This is a genomic window from Luteibacter sp. HA06, assembly GCF_054061215.1.
Window position 1 is genome coordinate 1,073,455 of the sequence record NZ_JBSSDZ010000001.1, and the last position, 15,101, is coordinate 1,088,555.

Here is a 15,101-nt window from a genome sequence, read left to right on the forward strand (position 1 = left end):
AGGTTATCAATAGCTCGCGCCCGACTCGCCGTAGCGGCGAAGCACATCGCGCGCAGCATCACGGCAAATGTCGCGACGCACGGCAATGCCTCGGCGCTCGAGTTCGCCGATCCAGTCGGCCGGCAGCGGACCCTCGTCGAACGGCGTGAGCTCCTCGACGTCTTCCGAGCGCGCGCCGATGAGTAATTCGTCGATACCCGCCCACACCGTCGCGCCATAGCACTGGCAACAGGGTTGCGAGCTGGTGGCGAGAACGAAGCGGCTGCCGTCTTCATTGAGGCGGAATCGCTGCAGTCGCTCCTGCGCGGTCATATAGGCCATCATTTCCGCGTGCGCCACCGAGCAGGCATGCGGCACGACGCGGTTGACTCCCACCGAAACGATGCGGTCGTTGCCGCCGAACACCACCGCGCCGAAGGGGCCGCCGGTTGCAAGGTCGATATTGCGCGCCGACAGATCGATGGCGAGCGCGACCTTGGCCTCGTCCCCCGCGTACGTGCGCGATGTGTCCACGGCGTCGTGGACCCAGGCGGGAAGCGTGAGATGGACTTGTGCGTAGAGCATCAGGCCTGCTTCGCCCAGGAGTCGCGCAGTGTCACGACGCGGTTGAACACGGGCGTGCCTGGCGTATGGTCGTGCATGTCGGCAACGAAATAGCCGAGGCGCTCGAACTGCATGCGATCTTCGCGAGCGGCGTGCGCTGCAGCCGGTTCGACAAAGGCGTGCACGACCCTGCGCGAATGCGGGTTGAGGTGGTCCTTGTAGGTCTTGCCATCGCTGTCGTCGTCCGGATCGGCGGCGTCGAAGAGGCGGTCGTACAGGCGCACCACGGCAGGGACGGCATCATGCGCGCTCACCCAATGGATGGTGCCCTTGATCTTGCGGTCCGCACCCGGCATGCCCGTCCGGCTTTCCAGATCCAGCGTGCAGCGGAGCTCGGTGATCTCGCCGCTGGCGTCCTTGATCACTTCATTGCACTTGACGATGCCGACGCCGCGAAGGCGTACCTCACCCTCCGGCTTCAGGCGATGAAATCCCTTGGGCGGCACTTCGGCGAAATCGTCGCGCTCGATCCACAGTTCGGGTGAGAACGGGACGCTGCGCGTGCCGAAGCTTTCGTCCTTCGGGTGATTCGGGAAGGTAAGCGATTCGTGGTGGGTCGCGTCGAGGTTGGTGATGACGAGCTTCACCGGATCGATGACGGCGAGCCGCCGCGGTGCGGCGCTGTCGAGATCCTCCCGCACAGCACCTTCGAGCACGCTCATGTCGATCGTGCTGTTCTGCTTGCTGATGCCTACGCGTTCCCAGAACAAGCGGATGCCTGCGGCGGTGAAGCCGCGACGACGTACGCCGGCGATCGTCGGCATGCGTGGGTCATCCCAGCCGTCGACCAGGTTCTCGGACACCAGGGTGATGAGCTTGCGCTTGCTCATCACGGTGTAATTGATATTGCCGCGGGAGAATTCGATCTGGCGGGGCTTGGTCGGCGCCGTTGGCAGGCCGGCATCGACCAGCGGCTGCCACAGTTCGGCATCGTGCGCGAGGTCGACCTTGTCTACGCACCAGTCGTACAGCGGGCGATGGTCTTCAAATTCAAGCGTGCACAGCGAATGCGTGATGCCCTCGAGCGCATCGGAGAGGGAATGCGCGAAGTCGTACATCGGGTAGATGGGCCAGGCGTCGCCGGTGTTCTGGTGATGCACCTTGCGCACGCGGTAGAGCGCCGGGTCGCGCAGGTTGATATTGCCTGCCGTCATGTCGATCTTCGCGCGGAGGGTCTTGCTGCCGTCGGCGAATTCGCCTGCGCGCATGCGCTGGAACAGGTCGAGGTTTTCGTCGATCGAACGGTCGCGGTAGGGTGAATTGCGTCCCGGCTCGGTCAGTGTGCCGCGGTACTCGCGCACCTCTTCGGCCGACAGGTCGTCGACGTACGCCACGCCCAGACGGATCAACTTGAGTGCCGAGCGGTAGAACACCTCGAAATAGTCCGAGGCGTGACGAAGTTCGGCCCATTCAAAGCCGAGCCACTTCACGTCCCGCTGGATGGCATCGACGTACTCGACGTCTTCCTTCGACGGGTTGGTATCGTCGAAACGCAGGTTGCAGGTGCCCGCGAACTCGGCCGCGAGGCCGTAGTTGAGGCAGATCGACTTGGCGTGACCCAGGTGCAGGTAACCGTTGGGCTCCGGCGGGAAGCGGGTATGGATCACCTTGTGCTTGCCGGTGGCCAGGTCCTCGCGGACGATCTGGCTGATGAAATGCTGCTGCAGGACGGGCGTTTCGGTCGACATCGCGAAGGACTCGGAGGCTGGGGTACGGCAAACGACCGAGTTTACCTTAGGCGCGTAGCGCTTGCCGCCGGACGGCCGCACAGGTAGCTTCCTATCATGCGTATCGCCTACCACGCCGAATCCCTGATCGACGCCCATCTGGTCAAGAATGCGCTCGAGCAGGCGGAGATTCCCGCCTTCATTGCCGGAGAGTTTCTCACCGGTGCGATCGGGCAGCTTCCGGCGCGGGATTTTCTCGCTGTCATGGTCCCCGAGGCGGCCGCCGAAGCGGCCGAGGCGATCGTCCGCGTCATCGACGGCCAGCTGGCTGAGGCACGTGCCGCCGCAGCCTCCGACGACGATTTTGGCGCCATTACCCTTCCGGCCTGAGCGTCGCGTCACTTTTCCAGGATCAATCCCATGCAGGCCCATGTTTCCAAGGCCATCACCGACCTTGTCCGCGACGTACCGGATTTCCCGCGCCCGGGGATCATGTTCAAGGACATCACCCCCATGCTTGCCGATGCCGCCGCTTTCGGCGCTTGCATCGATGCGCTCTGCGCACCCTGGCAGGGGCTGGGGATTGGTGCCGTCTGCGGCATCGAATCGCGCGGTTTCATTTTCGGGGCAGCCATGGCCAGGGCACTGAACGCAGGCTTCGTCCCGCTACGCAAGGCCGGCAAGTTGCCGCCGCCGATAGTCGGCGTCGATTACGGGCTCGAATACGGCCATGATCGCCTGGAGATCGGCACGGAGGCCTTGTCGCCGGGCGAAAGGGTGATCGTGGTCGATGACGTGCTGGCCACGGGCGGAACGCTGGAGGCGGGCCGGCGTCTGGTCGAGCGCCTTGGCGCCGAAGTCGTCGGTGCCAGTGTCGTCATCGAACTCATCGCGCTGCAGGGCCGGTCGAAGTGGTCCGGCCCGGCACCCCTGCATGCCCTGATCGGCTGCTGAGCCGGCTCGCCAGCCCTAGTGCCGGGCGTTGTGGATCTCTTCTACCAGTACGATCTCGCAGCCGCCCGCGCCTGTGTCCTCGCGGGTAAGCGAGGTGTTCCAGTGCCAGCCGTCGTCGCGCTTGACGTCGACGAGGAAGCCCTCGAAGTGGATGACCTCACCCGGGTGCACATCGCTGAGCTCGCGGGCGACCTGGTCGTTTGCGGGGATCATGTGCATGTTGGCGCTGGAATCCTCGATCTCGTGACGCGGGATCGGGAAGGTATCCGTGTACCAGAAGTAGAACCGGTTGGACTGCGAAATCCGGATCTTGTCCAGCACCGAGGTATCGGACATCCGCCCCCAGCCCAGGGCCAGGTCGGTCGGCGCGATCGGCGCCAGGTCGTCGAGCTGATAGTCCTCGCGGGACAGCACGCGCCCGGTCATGGCGAACTTGGCCCGTGGCTCGAGCGAGAAGTGTCCGCGCGACAGCTGGGGCCCGGCCTGCAGGTCGAGCTGGGTCGGCACGTCGCCCGCGAGCACGCCGGGCGCCGCGTGGACCGGCCGCTTGTGCCACCACGTGTACGCGCCCAGGCCGCAAAGCAGGAGCAGGACGACTAGCCAGACGCGCATGTATCAGGAAACCCTCAGGAGGATGGAGAGGCAACGGCCAGGGCGCTTTCCGGTTGACGTGTGGCGCATTCGCGGGCGTTGAACAGCTCCGCCGGTACATCCCGGATCACCTCGGCCAGGGCGCTGAAGAAGGGCGTCATCGCCGAACTCTTCCGCCACACCATCGCGATGCGCCGGCTCGGCGCGGGGCTCTCGAACTCGATCAGGCGCACGTTGCCCGACTGTGCCACCGGCGGCTTAACGGCCAGGATCGGCATCAGCGTGATGCCCACGTTGGCCGAGACCATCTGGCGCAGGGTCTCCAGGCTGGTGGCGCGGAACCCGGTCTTTTCGCCCGCGCCGGCCAGGTGGCAGACCTCGAGCGCCTGGTCGCGCAGGCAGTGGCCGTCTTCGAGCAGGAGCAGGTTCTGGTCGGAGAGATCCTCCATCTTCAGGCACTGGCGGCCGGCGAGAGGGTGGTTGTCCGGCACGGCCAGGACAAAGGGTTCTTCGAACAGGAATTCGACATGCAGGGAATCGTCATGCATTGGCAAGGCCAGGATGCCGGCATCCAGGGTGCCTTCGCGCAACATCCCGAGGATCTGCTCCGTTTTCTCCTCGCGGAGCAGGAGCTCCAGACGCGGAAAGCGCTGGCGCAGGTGCGGGATCACATGGGGAAGCAGGTAGGGACCGAGGGTCGGGAAGATGCCCAGCCGGATCGTCCCGGATTCCGGATCCCGGGTGCGTTGCGCGATCGATTTTATTTCGTCTACCTGCGAGAGCACGCCGCGAGCGCGCCGGGCGATCTCACGGCCTGTTTCGGTAAGCAGGACTTTTCTTGGCGTCCGCTCGACCAGGGCAACACCCAGTTCGTCCTCGAGCTTGCGGATCTGGGTGGAAAGCGTCGGCTGGCTGACAAAGCTCGCTTCGGCGGCGCGGCCGAAATGACGGTGCTCGGCCAGGGCAACGAGATAGGACAAGTCACGCAGGTTCATGGCGACGGGCTCAGCTCGGTTTCAATAGAGCCAGCCTATCACAATGATGTCTACAATCGATTTGAGATATATGTTGCACCGCGCTAACCTTCACTTTCAGTCGCGGCAACCTAAGCGCGCACAGAGTTCATACCACCCTCAACGGAGAGTCAAACGTGCTGAGCATTGGCGATAAGTTCCCCCAGTTCAACCTCAAGGCTGTCAACGGCGGCCCGCTCGCGAACAAGATCGAAGACGCCTTCATGGACGTCTCCGACAAGTCGTACGAAGGCAAGTGGAAGCTGGTGTTCTTCTACCCGAAGGACTTCACGTTCGTCTGCCCGACCGAGATCAAGGGTTTCAGCGACCTCAACGAGAAGTTCGCCGACCGTGACTGCCAGGTCCTGGCTGTGTCGACCGACTCCGAGTTCGTCCACCGCGCCTGGCGCATGGACCACGCCGACCTGAAGGATCTCCTGTTCCCGATGGTTGCCGACATCAAGAAGGACCTGACCACGGCCCTCGGCATCCTGACCGACGAAGGCGTTGCCCAGCGCGCTACCTTCCTGGTCGATCCGAACGGCGAGATCCAGTTCGCCTACGTGACCGCCGGTTCCGTCGGCCGCAACCCGGACGAAGTGCTCCGCGTCCTCGACGCGCTGCAGACCGACGAGCTGTGCGCCTGCAACTGGAAGTCCGGCGACGAGACCCTGAAGGTCGCCTAAGGTTCTACCGGTCGTAAGTCCCGCGCCGCAACGCTCCCTCCCCCGCGCGGCGCGGGCAACCCGAGAGGCGGTGAAGTTCGCTTCACCGCCTCTTTTCTAAGCCTCTCATTGCCTCACCGACACGCCCCCGTGTCCCGCGTGAACCGGTGCCGTGCGCGCCGAGCCATTCCGCGCCCTATTCCTCATCCAAGACAAGGTGCATCCCATGAGCGTCGCCGATCTTCGTAGCAAGCTTCCCGAATACGCCAAGGACCTCAAGCTCAACCTCGACTCCGTGTTGAGCGAAGCGGGAGCCCCGGGCCTCAACCTCGCCCAGATCTCGATGGTCGCCCTTGGCGCCGCGTTCTCGGCTCGTTACAAGCCGTTGACCGAAGCCATCGCCGCCTTCGCTGCCGAGCACGCCACGGCCGAACAGCTGACCGCCGCCAAGGGTTCGGCCGCGATCATGGGCATGAACAACATCTATTACCGCTTCCAGCACCTGGTCAGCCACCCGGAGTACGCAACGATCCCGGCGAAGCTGCGCATGAACGTCATCGGCGCCTATAAGGGCGATGCCAAGAACGACTTCGAGCTGGTCTCGCTGGCCGTCTCGGCGGTCAACGGTTGCGGCATGTGCATCGACTCGCACGACAAGGTGCTGCGCGACGGCGGTATCTCCGTGCAGGCGATCCAGAGCGCGGTCCGCATTGCCTCGGTGATCCACGGCGTTGCCGTCGTCCTCGAGCAGGCCGACGCTGCGGGTTGATAGCAGGCCATGTGGGAGCCGCTTCAGCGGCGATGCTCTACAAGAAAGGCCGCGTTTAACGCGGCCTTTCCTCGTTCTGGGCGACGCTCCACGAACAATCACTTCGGGAGGGTTGCATCATGAGCTACGTCGACGGTTTCGTCCTGCCCGTTCCACTGGACCGCATGGGCGAATACAAGAAGATGGCCCGCAAGGCAGGCAAGATCTGGATGGAATATGGTGCGCTGGCCTACAGCGAATGCATCGGCGATGACGTCAAACCCGGCAAATCCACCTCGTTCCCGCAGGCCGTGAAGCTGAAACCCGGCGAGACCGTGGTGTTCTCCTGGATCGTCTACGAGAACAAGCGCGCCCGCGACCGCATCATGAAGAAAGTCATGGAAGATCCGCGACTTGCCGAGTTCATGGACCCAAAAAAGCTGCCCTTCGACGGCAAGCGGATGTTCTTCGGCGGGTTCAAGCCGATCGTCGAGATGTGACGGTGCCGCGTCCGGAATGACGCGCCGCAACGAGGACAGGGGTGCCTTCTGGCACTGTGTCAAAGGTCATCCCTGTTCGCAGGATGGGTACTTACCCACAGGGGAGTCCCACCCACCATGCGTCGTTTCGTCCGTCCTCTCATTCTTACCGCGCTCGCCACCTGCTGTGGCGCCGCGTTCGCCGCCGGCACGGACGCCGCCGCGCCGCTGGGCCATCTGCCCACCTGGGCTCAGCCCGAGAACTACAAGCTCGCCTTCAAGGTCGACCCGAAGCAGGAGAACTATTCCGGCTCGACGATCATCAAGATCAAGCTGGGCCAGGCCTCCGACTTCATCTGGTTGCACGGTAAGGACCTCAAGGTCTCCAAGGTCACCGTCACCGATGCCGCTGGCAAGAAGCACGTCGGCAAGTACACCGTCGCCGCCGAGAAGGAAGGCGTCGCGCGCATCGACCTCGGTGCGAAGCTCGAGCCGCAGGAGATCACCCTTGCGATCGAATTCACCGCGCCGCTGAACAAGCAGCTGCAGGGTCTGTACAAGGTTTCGCACGAAGGCGTGCCGTATGCGATGACGCAGATGGAGCCGGTCTCCGCGCGCTATGCGTTCCCGGGTTTCGACGAGCCGTCGTTCAAGGTGCCGTTCGATCTCAGCCTGACCATTCCAACCGACGACCAGGGCGTGGCCAATACCGCCCAGGTGAAGGAAGAAAAGGCCGGTGCCGGCTGGAAGACGCTGACGTTCTCTACCACCAAGCCGTTGCCGACGTATCTGGTCGCCTTCGCCGTCGGCCCGTGGGACGTGGTGAAGGGTCCGGACATTTCCCCGACCGAATTCCGTCCGACCGCCACGCCGCTGCGCGGCATCGCCGCCAAGGGCGAGGGTCATCGCATGCAGCACGTGCTCGGCGAGACCAACTCGATCATCCACACGCTCGAGGACTATTACGGCTTCGGTTACCCGTACGACAAGCTCGACCTGCTCGCTGCGCCTGACTTCAGTGCCGGCGCGATGGAAAACGCGGGTCTGGTGACCTTCCGTGACTGGCTCCTGCTGATCGACCCGGACTCGGAAGCGAAGTACGTGCGGGGCTCGTTCAACGTCAACGCACACGAACTGGCCCACCAGTGGACCGGCGACACCGTGACCATGGCCTGGTGGGACGATCTCTGGCTCAATGAAGCCTTCGCGACCTGGATGCAGCAGAAGGTCACCACCAAAGTGCACCCGGAGTACCGCGCCGACCTGGATCGCGTTCGCGGTGCGCAGGGCGCCATGAACAACGACAGCCTTGTCAGCGCGCGCAAGATTCGCCAGCCGATCACCGGCAATGGCGATATCGAAACGGCGTTCGACGGCATCACCTACCAGAAGGGCGCCGCCGTCCTCGGCATGTTCGAGGGCTATGTCACCGATCCGGTATTCCAGAAAGGCATGCGTGCCTACATCCAGAAGCACAAGTTCGCCAACGCGACGGCCGACGACCTGATCGATTCGATCGCCGAGGCGGCCGGACAGGGCGATGCGTTCAAGAGCGCGTTCCGTAGCTTCCTCAACCAGTCGGGCGTGCCTTACGTCACCACCGAGGTGAAGGTGGAAGGCGGCAAGACCGTCCTGCATCTGACCCAGAGCCGCTACCTGCCGCTGGGCAGCACCGGCGACGCCAGCCGCGTGTGGGGCGTGCCGATGTGCGTGCGCTACGGCACGCCCGGCGGTGCGAACAAGGTCAAGTGCGAACTGTTCGACCAGGCCACCGGCACCATGGTGCTGGACGATGCCGCCAAGGGCACCTGGGTACTGCCGAATGCCAACGGTCGCGGATACTACCGCTTCGCCCAGAACAAGACGGATCTCGCCGCACTGAGCAAGGTCGTCGGCACGTTGAGCGACGCCGAACAGCTGGCCTATGCGGACGCCGTTCGCGCAGCGTTCCTGCATGGTGATCTCGACGCCGGCAACGTGCTCGCCGCGCTCAAGCCGATCACGGCGTCGAAGACCCGCGAAGTCTTCACCGCACCGATGGCGACGTTCAACTGGATCTTCAACAACGAAGCGGTCACCGACGCGCAGCGTGATCACCTCCGCCAGTGGGCAGTTGACGCCTACCTGCCGAAGCTGAAGGAGCTGGGTTATCGCAAGAAGGCCGGCGAAGCCGACAACGACACCATCACGCGTACCACTCTCGCCGGCTTCCTCGGCGACGACGACATCGCTTCGAAGGAAGTTCGCGCCGAGCTGCTGAAGCAGGGCGATGCCGCATTGCAGGTGAAGGACGGTCATCTCGATCTCGATGCGGCCGATCCCGATCTGCTCGCCGACTCGCTTGGCGTGGCGGTGCAGGAGCGTGGTGCTCCGGCTGTCGATGCCTTGATCGCAGAGATCCCGAAAACCTCCGACCCGGCCAAGCGCAATGCGATGCTCTCGGCGCTTGCAAGCACCAAGGACGTGACGCAGTCGAACAAGGTGCGCGACTTCTCGTTGAGCAAGGACGTGAAGGTGGGCGAGATGGCTGCGCTGCTGCGCGGCGATCGCGACTCCGAAGCTGGCCGCAACGAGCTGTGGAAGTGGTACACCACGAACTACGACAAGATCGTCGCGCGTACCGGCAGCTTCGCGGGCGGCAAGCTCGTCACGATGGCCGCCGGCGGTAGCTGCTCCAAGTCCGAAACCGATCGCATGAACGAGTACTTCAAGCCGAAGCTCGCACAGGTGAGCGGCGCGGAACGTGATCTGGCCCAGACCAGCGAGTCGACGCTGCTGTGCGCGGCGCTGAAGGCGAAGCAGGACCCGAAGGCGATCACGCGCTGATCTTCTTCGTGGTGTGAAAGCGAAGGCCGGGCGAGTGATCGCCCGGCCTTTTTGTTTCCGATCAGCGAATCTGCAGCGTTGCGCGCTTCGCGCCGCCGGAGCCGCTAGGAAGAACCACTACCTCGAAGTTGCCGCCCTCGCGACCACTTGCATCCCAGGTGCTGCGATGGCCGATGATCGTTGCGCCATTCGGGCATGGCCCAAGTCGGCCACGAACGTTGCCGCGATCGTAGGTGTAGGCGTGCGCCGCTGCATCGTGACGTCCTTTGTCGTGAGCGAACATATGCGCCTTTCGCGGGCCGCCGTTCTCTGTTCTCTTGATCTGCACCGATCAGGAGTCATTCCTATGCAAGTTGCCACCTCAGGAGCAGCGGCCGGTCCGCGCCTCGTATCCATCGCGAGGGCACAAATGTGTAGTGCCGAGCCTGCCGCCGCACAAGCGTTCGGTATTGGTTCAAAGGACATCAACTTCGCGAGCATCACGCCCAAGGCACTTCATGCGTATATCGACGAGAAGGTCATGAGTGGAGACATAGGTGAGACGGAGATGCTCCAATGCTCGTCGCTCTTCTGCTCGATACCCGACGAATGGTATAGCGACTCTCCTGACGTTGCCGTCGACGTCGCCTCTCGCGTCGAAAGTATGGCTGACTTCGCTCGTGCTCACGAATCCACCTCGCAGACGAAGTTCTACGAAGAGATGCTTGACTGGATGAGAATGTCGGAAGCGAAGTCCGTACATATTTCAGCGGTCGCCTGATAAAGGGACTTCTGGTCGATTTTGTAGGAGCGCGTCGCTCGGTGGCGTCAGATCTGACTGCGATCGCGCTAAAACGCCTACCGCACCGACATGTTCTCTGGTCTCTTTGACACAACTCATCAAGAGGACTGTCTCATGCAGAACATTCGTCCGGTACTTGGGCCAGGTGTGTACACGGTAAGCAAGACAACGATGCAGCGGCCCGCCGACGTACATCCCTCCGTTCGCACACCAGGATCCATGCCGGTGGGCGCCATCGACTTCTCGCGTGTGACGCCCAGGCAGCTCCAGGCCTACATCAATGCCATGATCAAGAACAACCACATGACGGCAAGAGAAGGCTCCGCGCTGAATACATCGATTCCGCGCGAGTGGTACACACACCGGCCCGATGTTCCGGTGGACATAACATCGAACATCAAGGGAATCATGAGGGCCGCTCACGGCGATGGCTCTAAGCCACTCGCCGCGTTTTACGCGAGCCTGATGGGTCGCATGAAGCTCATGGAAGCCCAGAGCCTTCCCATCTCGGTCGTCGCCTGATGCGCTAATCTTGACGCATGCCGCCACGATCACCCTTGCCGACGCGACCCTCTCCCGCCACCGCACGCGATGTGGCGGAGGCTGCAGGGGTATCCATATCAGCGGTCTCGCGCACGTTCACTCCGGGTGCCAGCGTGTCTGCGAAGACCCGAGAGCTTGTCACCGAGACGGCGGAACGGCTCGGTTACAAGCCGAACCGGCTTGCGCGCAGTCTGATGACGGGGCGTACCGAGTTGATCGGCCTGGTCTCCAACCATTTCGCCAACCCGACCTTCATGGAGGTCTTCGATCTCTTCACCCGTGAACTCCAGGCGCGTGGCTTGCGTCCATTGCTGGCGAATCTGGGCGAGGACGAAGACGGCAAAGCCGCACTGGACATGCTGCAGCAGTACAACGTCGATGCCGTGCTGATCGCTACCTCGGCGCCGCCGGCGGGATTCGCGGCTTCGTGCCGTGCGGCGGGGCTTCCGGTACTGCATGTGTTCGGTCGGGCAGGGCGGTCGTCGCCCGCGCCCGTAGCTACGGTGGACAACGTCGAAGGCGGCCGGATGGTGGCCGAAGCGATGCGATCGCATGGGTTGCGTCGTCTCGCTTTTCTCGGCGGTTCCCAGCACGACGCCTCGACGATCGATCGCTGCAAAGGCTTCGCTGAAGCAGCGGGATCGTCGCTACGACAGACCCTGCATGCGGGAAACTACACACACGAGCACGGCCGTGTGGCGATGCATGCGCTGCTTGATCGTGGTGACCGACTCGACGGCGTCTTCTGTGGGGACGATGTGCTGGCGCTCGGGGCTATCGATGCCTGTCGGGAGCGCGGTGTCGATGTGCCGGGCGAGGTGAGCATCGTGGGCTTCGACGACATGCCGCTGGCGGCGTGGGCGTCGTATTCGTTGACCACCGTGAAGCAGCCGATTCGCGAGATGGTTTTGCATGCCATCGAACGCATTGTTGCGTGGATGGAGAATCCGGAGGCGGTGCCGCGGAGCAAGCTGTTTGCTTGTGAGCTGGTGGTTCGGGGGAGTTTGCGGCGGAGGTGAGTGGCTTCGGCGCCCCGAATCGCCGACATGGTCGGCTCCCACAAAGAGCGGTGGGGCTATGGGTTAGTCGATGGTGACCCAGCGACGTTCGCGATTCGACAGAAGCGCTGCCTCGATGATGCGGTCGACTTCGTAGCCGTCGCGGAAGGTGGGCCAGACGGATTCGCCGGTTGCTATAGCCTGCAGGAAATCCCTCGCCTCGATCACGATCTGGTCGTTGTAGCCGGTGCCATGACCGACGCCCTGGTTGAAGGCGAGGTAGTCCGGATGGGCCGGGCCCATCAAAAGTTTCTGGAAGCCGCGCCGGGATGCATCGCGTGCGGCGTCGTAAAGCCACAAAGCATTCTGGTCTTCCTGGTCGAAGGCGATGGCGCCGCGGGTCCCGGTAATACGATAGGTGTAGCCCATCTTTCTCCCGGCGGCCATGCGGCTGAAGCTGATGCTACCCGTGGCGCCATTGGCGAAACGCACCAGCATCTGGCCCTGGTCGTCGTTCTCCACAGCTTCCCACCCATCCGGCCCGTCGCGGCGGGCGTGCACGATGTTCGTGTCGGCGACCAGACTGGCGATCGGGCCGACCAGGCGCAGGCAAGCGTTCACTATGTGCGGTGCGACGTCGCCCAGGGCACCGGCTTCCGTGCCGGTGGCGATACGCGTGCGCCAGGACGCGGGAAGGGCGGGATCGTGAAGGTAATCCTCCACGTGTTCCGCGGTGACCTGGATGACGTCGCCGATTTCTCCCGAGGCGATGATCTGCCGTGCGAGCCGGCTTGCCGGCGTCCGGATGTAGTTGAACCCGATCATGTTCGGCAGTCCGGCACGTTCAATCGCCTCAGTCATGCGCAGGGATTCGGCAGCGCTGGCACCGAGTGGCTTCTCGCAGAACACCGGTTTCCCGGCGGCGATGCAGGCCATGACCATGTCCAGATGGGTGCGAGGCGGCGTGGCGATCACCACGGCGTCGACGTGAGGATCGGCGACCAGGTCGCGCCAGTCGCCCGTGGATCGGTGCCAGCCCCAGCGCAGCGCGTGCTCGGCGGCCCCGTCGGCGGTCGACGTGGCGATCATCTCGCAGACCGGGCGCAGCGATGTCTCGAAAACGGCGCCGACGCCCTTGAAGCCCACTGTATGCGCCTTGCCCATGTAGCCGGCGCCGATCAGGCCGATTCTTAGCTCGCTCATGGTCTGGCTTTTCCTGGCGGTTGATGAGGCCGACTCTAGGGATGTTGCAGTGCAGTTTGCAAGCGCTTGCAAAACGGCCTAGCGTAGTCACCGAACCGGCAATCAGCCCGTCCTGACCACGCAACCGTCGCCGCCTTCGCGGCAGGAGCCAGCCATGCATGCCTCCGCGCATTCCTTCCCTCGCTCGCCCACCCGTATCCGCGTGTTCACCGAGGATGCGCTCGACACCGACGCGATCGTTAACGAGCTGCTGGATGGTGTCGGTGCCATCACGCTGCGGGGGCTGTTCACGGCAGCGGAGATTGCCGAAGCCCGTCACATCGTCATGCGCGAATCCGACGCGGACGAGCGCGGCCGCAAGGTCACGCATTTTCAGGGAGACGCCGAAAAGGTGGGACGAATCAACCTCCAGCGTCGCGTCTGGAACCTCCTGGCCAAGGGCGAGATTTTCTCTCGCATGGCAGCGCATCCGGCGATCATGAAAGTGATGCGCGCCTTCATCGGCAGCGAGTTCATCATGGGCTCGATTGCGGCCAACCGCATTCTTCCCGGCGGACCGGGGCAGGAGCCACATATCGATTACCCGTACTGGGATTTCCACTCGCCGGAAACGCATCCGGCGCGTATCAACGCCACGTTCCCGCTGAATGCCCAGGCGACGATCATGCTCGATCCCTTTACCGAAGAAACGGGGGCGACCGCTTTCGTGCCCGGTACGCAACGCGAATTGCACTACCCCGATGAAAGCGATCGCTTCTTCGAGCGGTGTGAACGCATGCTTGGCGAACCGGGCGATACGGTGATTTTCTTCGGTGCCGTCTGGCACTGTGCCATGCCTAATCGCAGCCAGATCGATCGTTCGGCGATCATCACGCAATACCTGCCCAAATTCGTCAAGCCGATGGAGGACATGCCTGCGGCGTTGCCGGTGGAGTTCGTGAAGAACGCCAGCCCGGATATCCGCCAGCTGCTGGGGCTTAACTATCCGTATCCGGAAGTGCTCGACTCGGCGCGTGGCGGCAATGCCGAAGGGCGTGATGCGATGAAGACGCGCTAGGAAGTGGGTGGCCAGCGTTCTGTGGGAGCCGATTTATCGGCGATGGGTGCTCGCGGTGACTTGGTTATCGCCGATGAATCGGCTCCCACAACGGCAGCAGGGTCATCTCGTTTCGGATTGCTTCCGTACGAAGGTCACCACGTCCCGCAGCACAGGCGCCTTGTGCTTTCCCGTACCTAGACCAAACAACACGCCCATGTGCCCCGTATCCGGATAGAGCTTCACCTCGACGTGTTCACCTCGCGCCTCGTAGTGCCGCTGCAACGAAAGCGCATTGGAGGGTTTGACGGTGTTATCCGTCTCGCCCTGCAGCAATAAGGCCGGTGGTTCATCTCCCTCGACGAAGTTGACCGGTTGCGACCGGGCCTGTTGTTCCGCTGTTTGACCGAACATGTCGATGAAATCGTCGTTGGTCAGTGGCAGGAAGTCGTAAGGACCCGCTAGCCCGATAAAGCCGGCGAGATCGCGGGGCTTCATTCCCACGGCGCCGAGCCAGCGGGCGTCGGTAGCCAGCAGCGCGGCGATGTGTCCGCCCGCCGAATGCCCCATCACGAAGAGGTGGGTGGTGTCGCCGCCGAAGTCGCCGGCATGATCGTGCGCCCAGCGAACGGGTTCGGCGCCGTCGTGCATGAAGCCGTCGAGCCGTACCTTCGGCCATTGGCGATAGTCGGGCACGACCGTGACGACGCCCTGCGCGGCCAGCGCCTCGCCCACCCAGCGGTACCATTGGCGCTTGCCGCTCTTCCAGCTGCCTCCGTAGAAGAACACCACGACAGGGGCGTTGCGTGCGTTCGGGGGCGCATACACGTCCAGCGAGAGGCCGTCGGTCACGTCGAAGACGATGTTCTGGTGAGCCATGGTGCCGGCCGACGGCTGGCGCGCGTTGACGACGCTGAACAGGGCGGACTGGCAGCCACTGAGAAGCAGGGTGCCGAGGGTAACGAGAAAGAGTCGGGTCATGCCGATAACTTAC

General features: G+C 63.4%; 16 protein-coding genes. 10 read left to right on the top strand and 6 right to left on the bottom strand.

Annotated features, from left to right (window positions below; all coding sequences use genetic code 11):
• Positions 1 to 6: 6 nt before the first annotated feature.
• Entirely contained in the window at positions 7 to 564 is a 558-nt protein-coding gene (locus ACVWWJ_RS04680; RefSeq protein ID WP_159893629.1) for a nucleoside deaminase, read from the bottom strand.
• Positions 564 to 2,291 (bottom strand): glutamine--tRNA ligase/YqeY domain fusion protein, encoded by a 1,728-nt coding sequence (locus ACVWWJ_RS04685; protein ID WP_159893627.1) that lies wholly within the window; start codon positions 2,289 to 2,291, stop codon positions 564 to 566. The genes ACVWWJ_RS04680 and ACVWWJ_RS04685 overlap by 1 nt, the downstream gene beginning before the upstream one ends.
• Before the next feature lie 96 nt (positions 2,292 to 2,387).
• Between ACVWWJ_RS04685 and ACVWWJ_RS04690 the strand changes: the two genes are divergently transcribed.
• Together ACVWWJ_RS04690 and ACVWWJ_RS04695 are read left to right on the top strand one after the other, a co-directional pair.
• Positions 2,388 to 2,660 carry a putative signal transducing protein gene (locus ACVWWJ_RS04690; RefSeq protein WP_159893625.1) on the top strand — a complete coding sequence of 91 codons (273 nt, stop codon included), beginning with the start codon at positions 2,388 to 2,390 and terminating at the stop codon, positions 2,658 to 2,660.
• A gap of 30 nt (positions 2,661 to 2,690) precedes the next feature.
• Positions 2,691 to 3,224 carry an adenine phosphoribosyltransferase gene (locus tag ACVWWJ_RS04695; RefSeq protein ID WP_456966947.1) on the top strand — a complete coding sequence of 178 codons (534 nt, stop codon included), beginning with the start codon at positions 2,691 to 2,693 and terminating at the stop codon, positions 3,222 to 3,224.
• A 15-nt stretch (positions 3,225 to 3,239) separates the two neighbouring features.
• Here ACVWWJ_RS04695 and ACVWWJ_RS04700 read toward each other — a convergent pair whose 3' ends face one another.
• Together ACVWWJ_RS04700 and oxyR are read right to left on the bottom strand one after the other, a co-directional pair.
• Positions 3,240 to 3,836, bottom strand: coding sequence for a hypothetical protein (locus tag ACVWWJ_RS04700; RefSeq protein WP_456966948.1), 597 nt, complete (start codon positions 3,834 to 3,836; stop codon positions 3,240 to 3,242).
• Positions 3,837 to 3,850: 14 nt separating this feature from the next.
• Positions 3,851 to 4,810: a DNA-binding transcriptional regulator OxyR gene (gene oxyR, locus ACVWWJ_RS04705; protein ID WP_159893619.1), complete on the bottom strand. Its 960-nt coding sequence runs from the start codon at positions 4,808 to 4,810 to the stop codon at positions 3,851 to 3,853.
• A gap of 155 nt (positions 4,811 to 4,965) precedes the next feature.
• Between oxyR and ACVWWJ_RS04710 the strand changes: the two genes are divergently transcribed.
• The 7 genes from ACVWWJ_RS04710 (at position 4,966) to ACVWWJ_RS04740 (ending at position 11,889) form a co-directional block, all read left to right on the top strand.
• Positions 4,966 to 5,514 (top strand): peroxiredoxin, encoded by a 549-nt coding sequence (locus tag ACVWWJ_RS04710; protein ID WP_159893617.1) that lies wholly within the window; start codon positions 4,966 to 4,968, stop codon positions 5,512 to 5,514.
• A gap of 205 nt (positions 5,515 to 5,719) precedes the next feature.
• Positions 5,720 to 6,262: a carboxymuconolactone decarboxylase family protein gene (locus tag ACVWWJ_RS04715; RefSeq protein WP_063573276.1), complete on the top strand. Its 543-nt coding sequence runs from the start codon at positions 5,720 to 5,722 to the stop codon at positions 6,260 to 6,262.
• 119 nt (positions 6,263 to 6,381) lie between these two features.
• Positions 6,382 to 6,741: a DUF1428 domain-containing protein gene (locus ACVWWJ_RS04720; RefSeq protein WP_159893615.1), complete on the top strand. Its 360-nt coding sequence runs from the start codon at positions 6,382 to 6,384 to the stop codon at positions 6,739 to 6,741.
• Positions 6,742 to 6,858: 117 nt separating this feature from the next.
• On the top strand, positions 6,859 to 9,546 hold the full coding sequence (locus tag ACVWWJ_RS04725) for a M1 family metallopeptidase (protein WP_456966950.1): 2,688 nt from the start codon (positions 6,859 to 6,861) through the stop codon (positions 9,544 to 9,546).
• A gap of 166 nt (positions 9,547 to 9,712) precedes the next feature.
• Positions 9,713 to 10,306: a hypothetical protein gene (locus ACVWWJ_RS04730; protein ID WP_456966951.1), complete on the top strand. Its 594-nt coding sequence runs from the start codon at positions 9,713 to 9,715 to the stop codon at positions 10,304 to 10,306.
• 135 nt (positions 10,307 to 10,441) lie between these two features.
• Entirely contained in the window at positions 10,442 to 10,849 is a 408-nt protein-coding gene (locus ACVWWJ_RS04735; protein ID WP_456966952.1) for a hypothetical protein, read from the top strand.
• 17 nt (positions 10,850 to 10,866) lie between these two features.
• Positions 10,867 to 11,889 (top strand): LacI family DNA-binding transcriptional regulator, encoded by a 1,023-nt coding sequence (locus ACVWWJ_RS04740; protein ID WP_456966953.1) that lies wholly within the window; start codon positions 10,867 to 10,869, stop codon positions 11,887 to 11,889.
• A gap of 63 nt (positions 11,890 to 11,952) precedes the next feature.
• Here the strand turns inward: ACVWWJ_RS04740 and ACVWWJ_RS04745 are convergent, their stop codons facing one another.
• Positions 11,953 to 13,071, bottom strand: a complete 1,119-nt coding sequence (locus tag ACVWWJ_RS04745) for a Gfo/Idh/MocA family protein (protein WP_456966954.1) — start codon at positions 13,069 to 13,071, stop codon at positions 11,953 to 11,955.
• Positions 13,072 to 13,225: 154 nt separating this feature from the next.
• On the opposite strand from ACVWWJ_RS04745, the gene ACVWWJ_RS04750 reads away from it, so the two are divergent.
• Complete coding sequence (locus tag ACVWWJ_RS04750) at positions 13,226 to 14,128, top strand: phytanoyl-CoA dioxygenase family protein (RefSeq protein WP_456966955.1); 903 nt, start codon at positions 13,226 to 13,228, stop codon at positions 14,126 to 14,128.
• Positions 14,129 to 14,230: 102 nt separating this feature from the next.
• Here ACVWWJ_RS04750 and ACVWWJ_RS04755 read toward each other — a convergent pair whose 3' ends face one another.
• Positions 14,231 to 15,088, bottom strand: a complete 858-nt coding sequence (locus tag ACVWWJ_RS04755; protein ID WP_456966956.1) for an alpha/beta hydrolase — start codon at positions 15,086 to 15,088, stop codon at positions 14,231 to 14,233.
• Positions 15,089 to 15,101 lie beyond the last annotated feature (13 nt).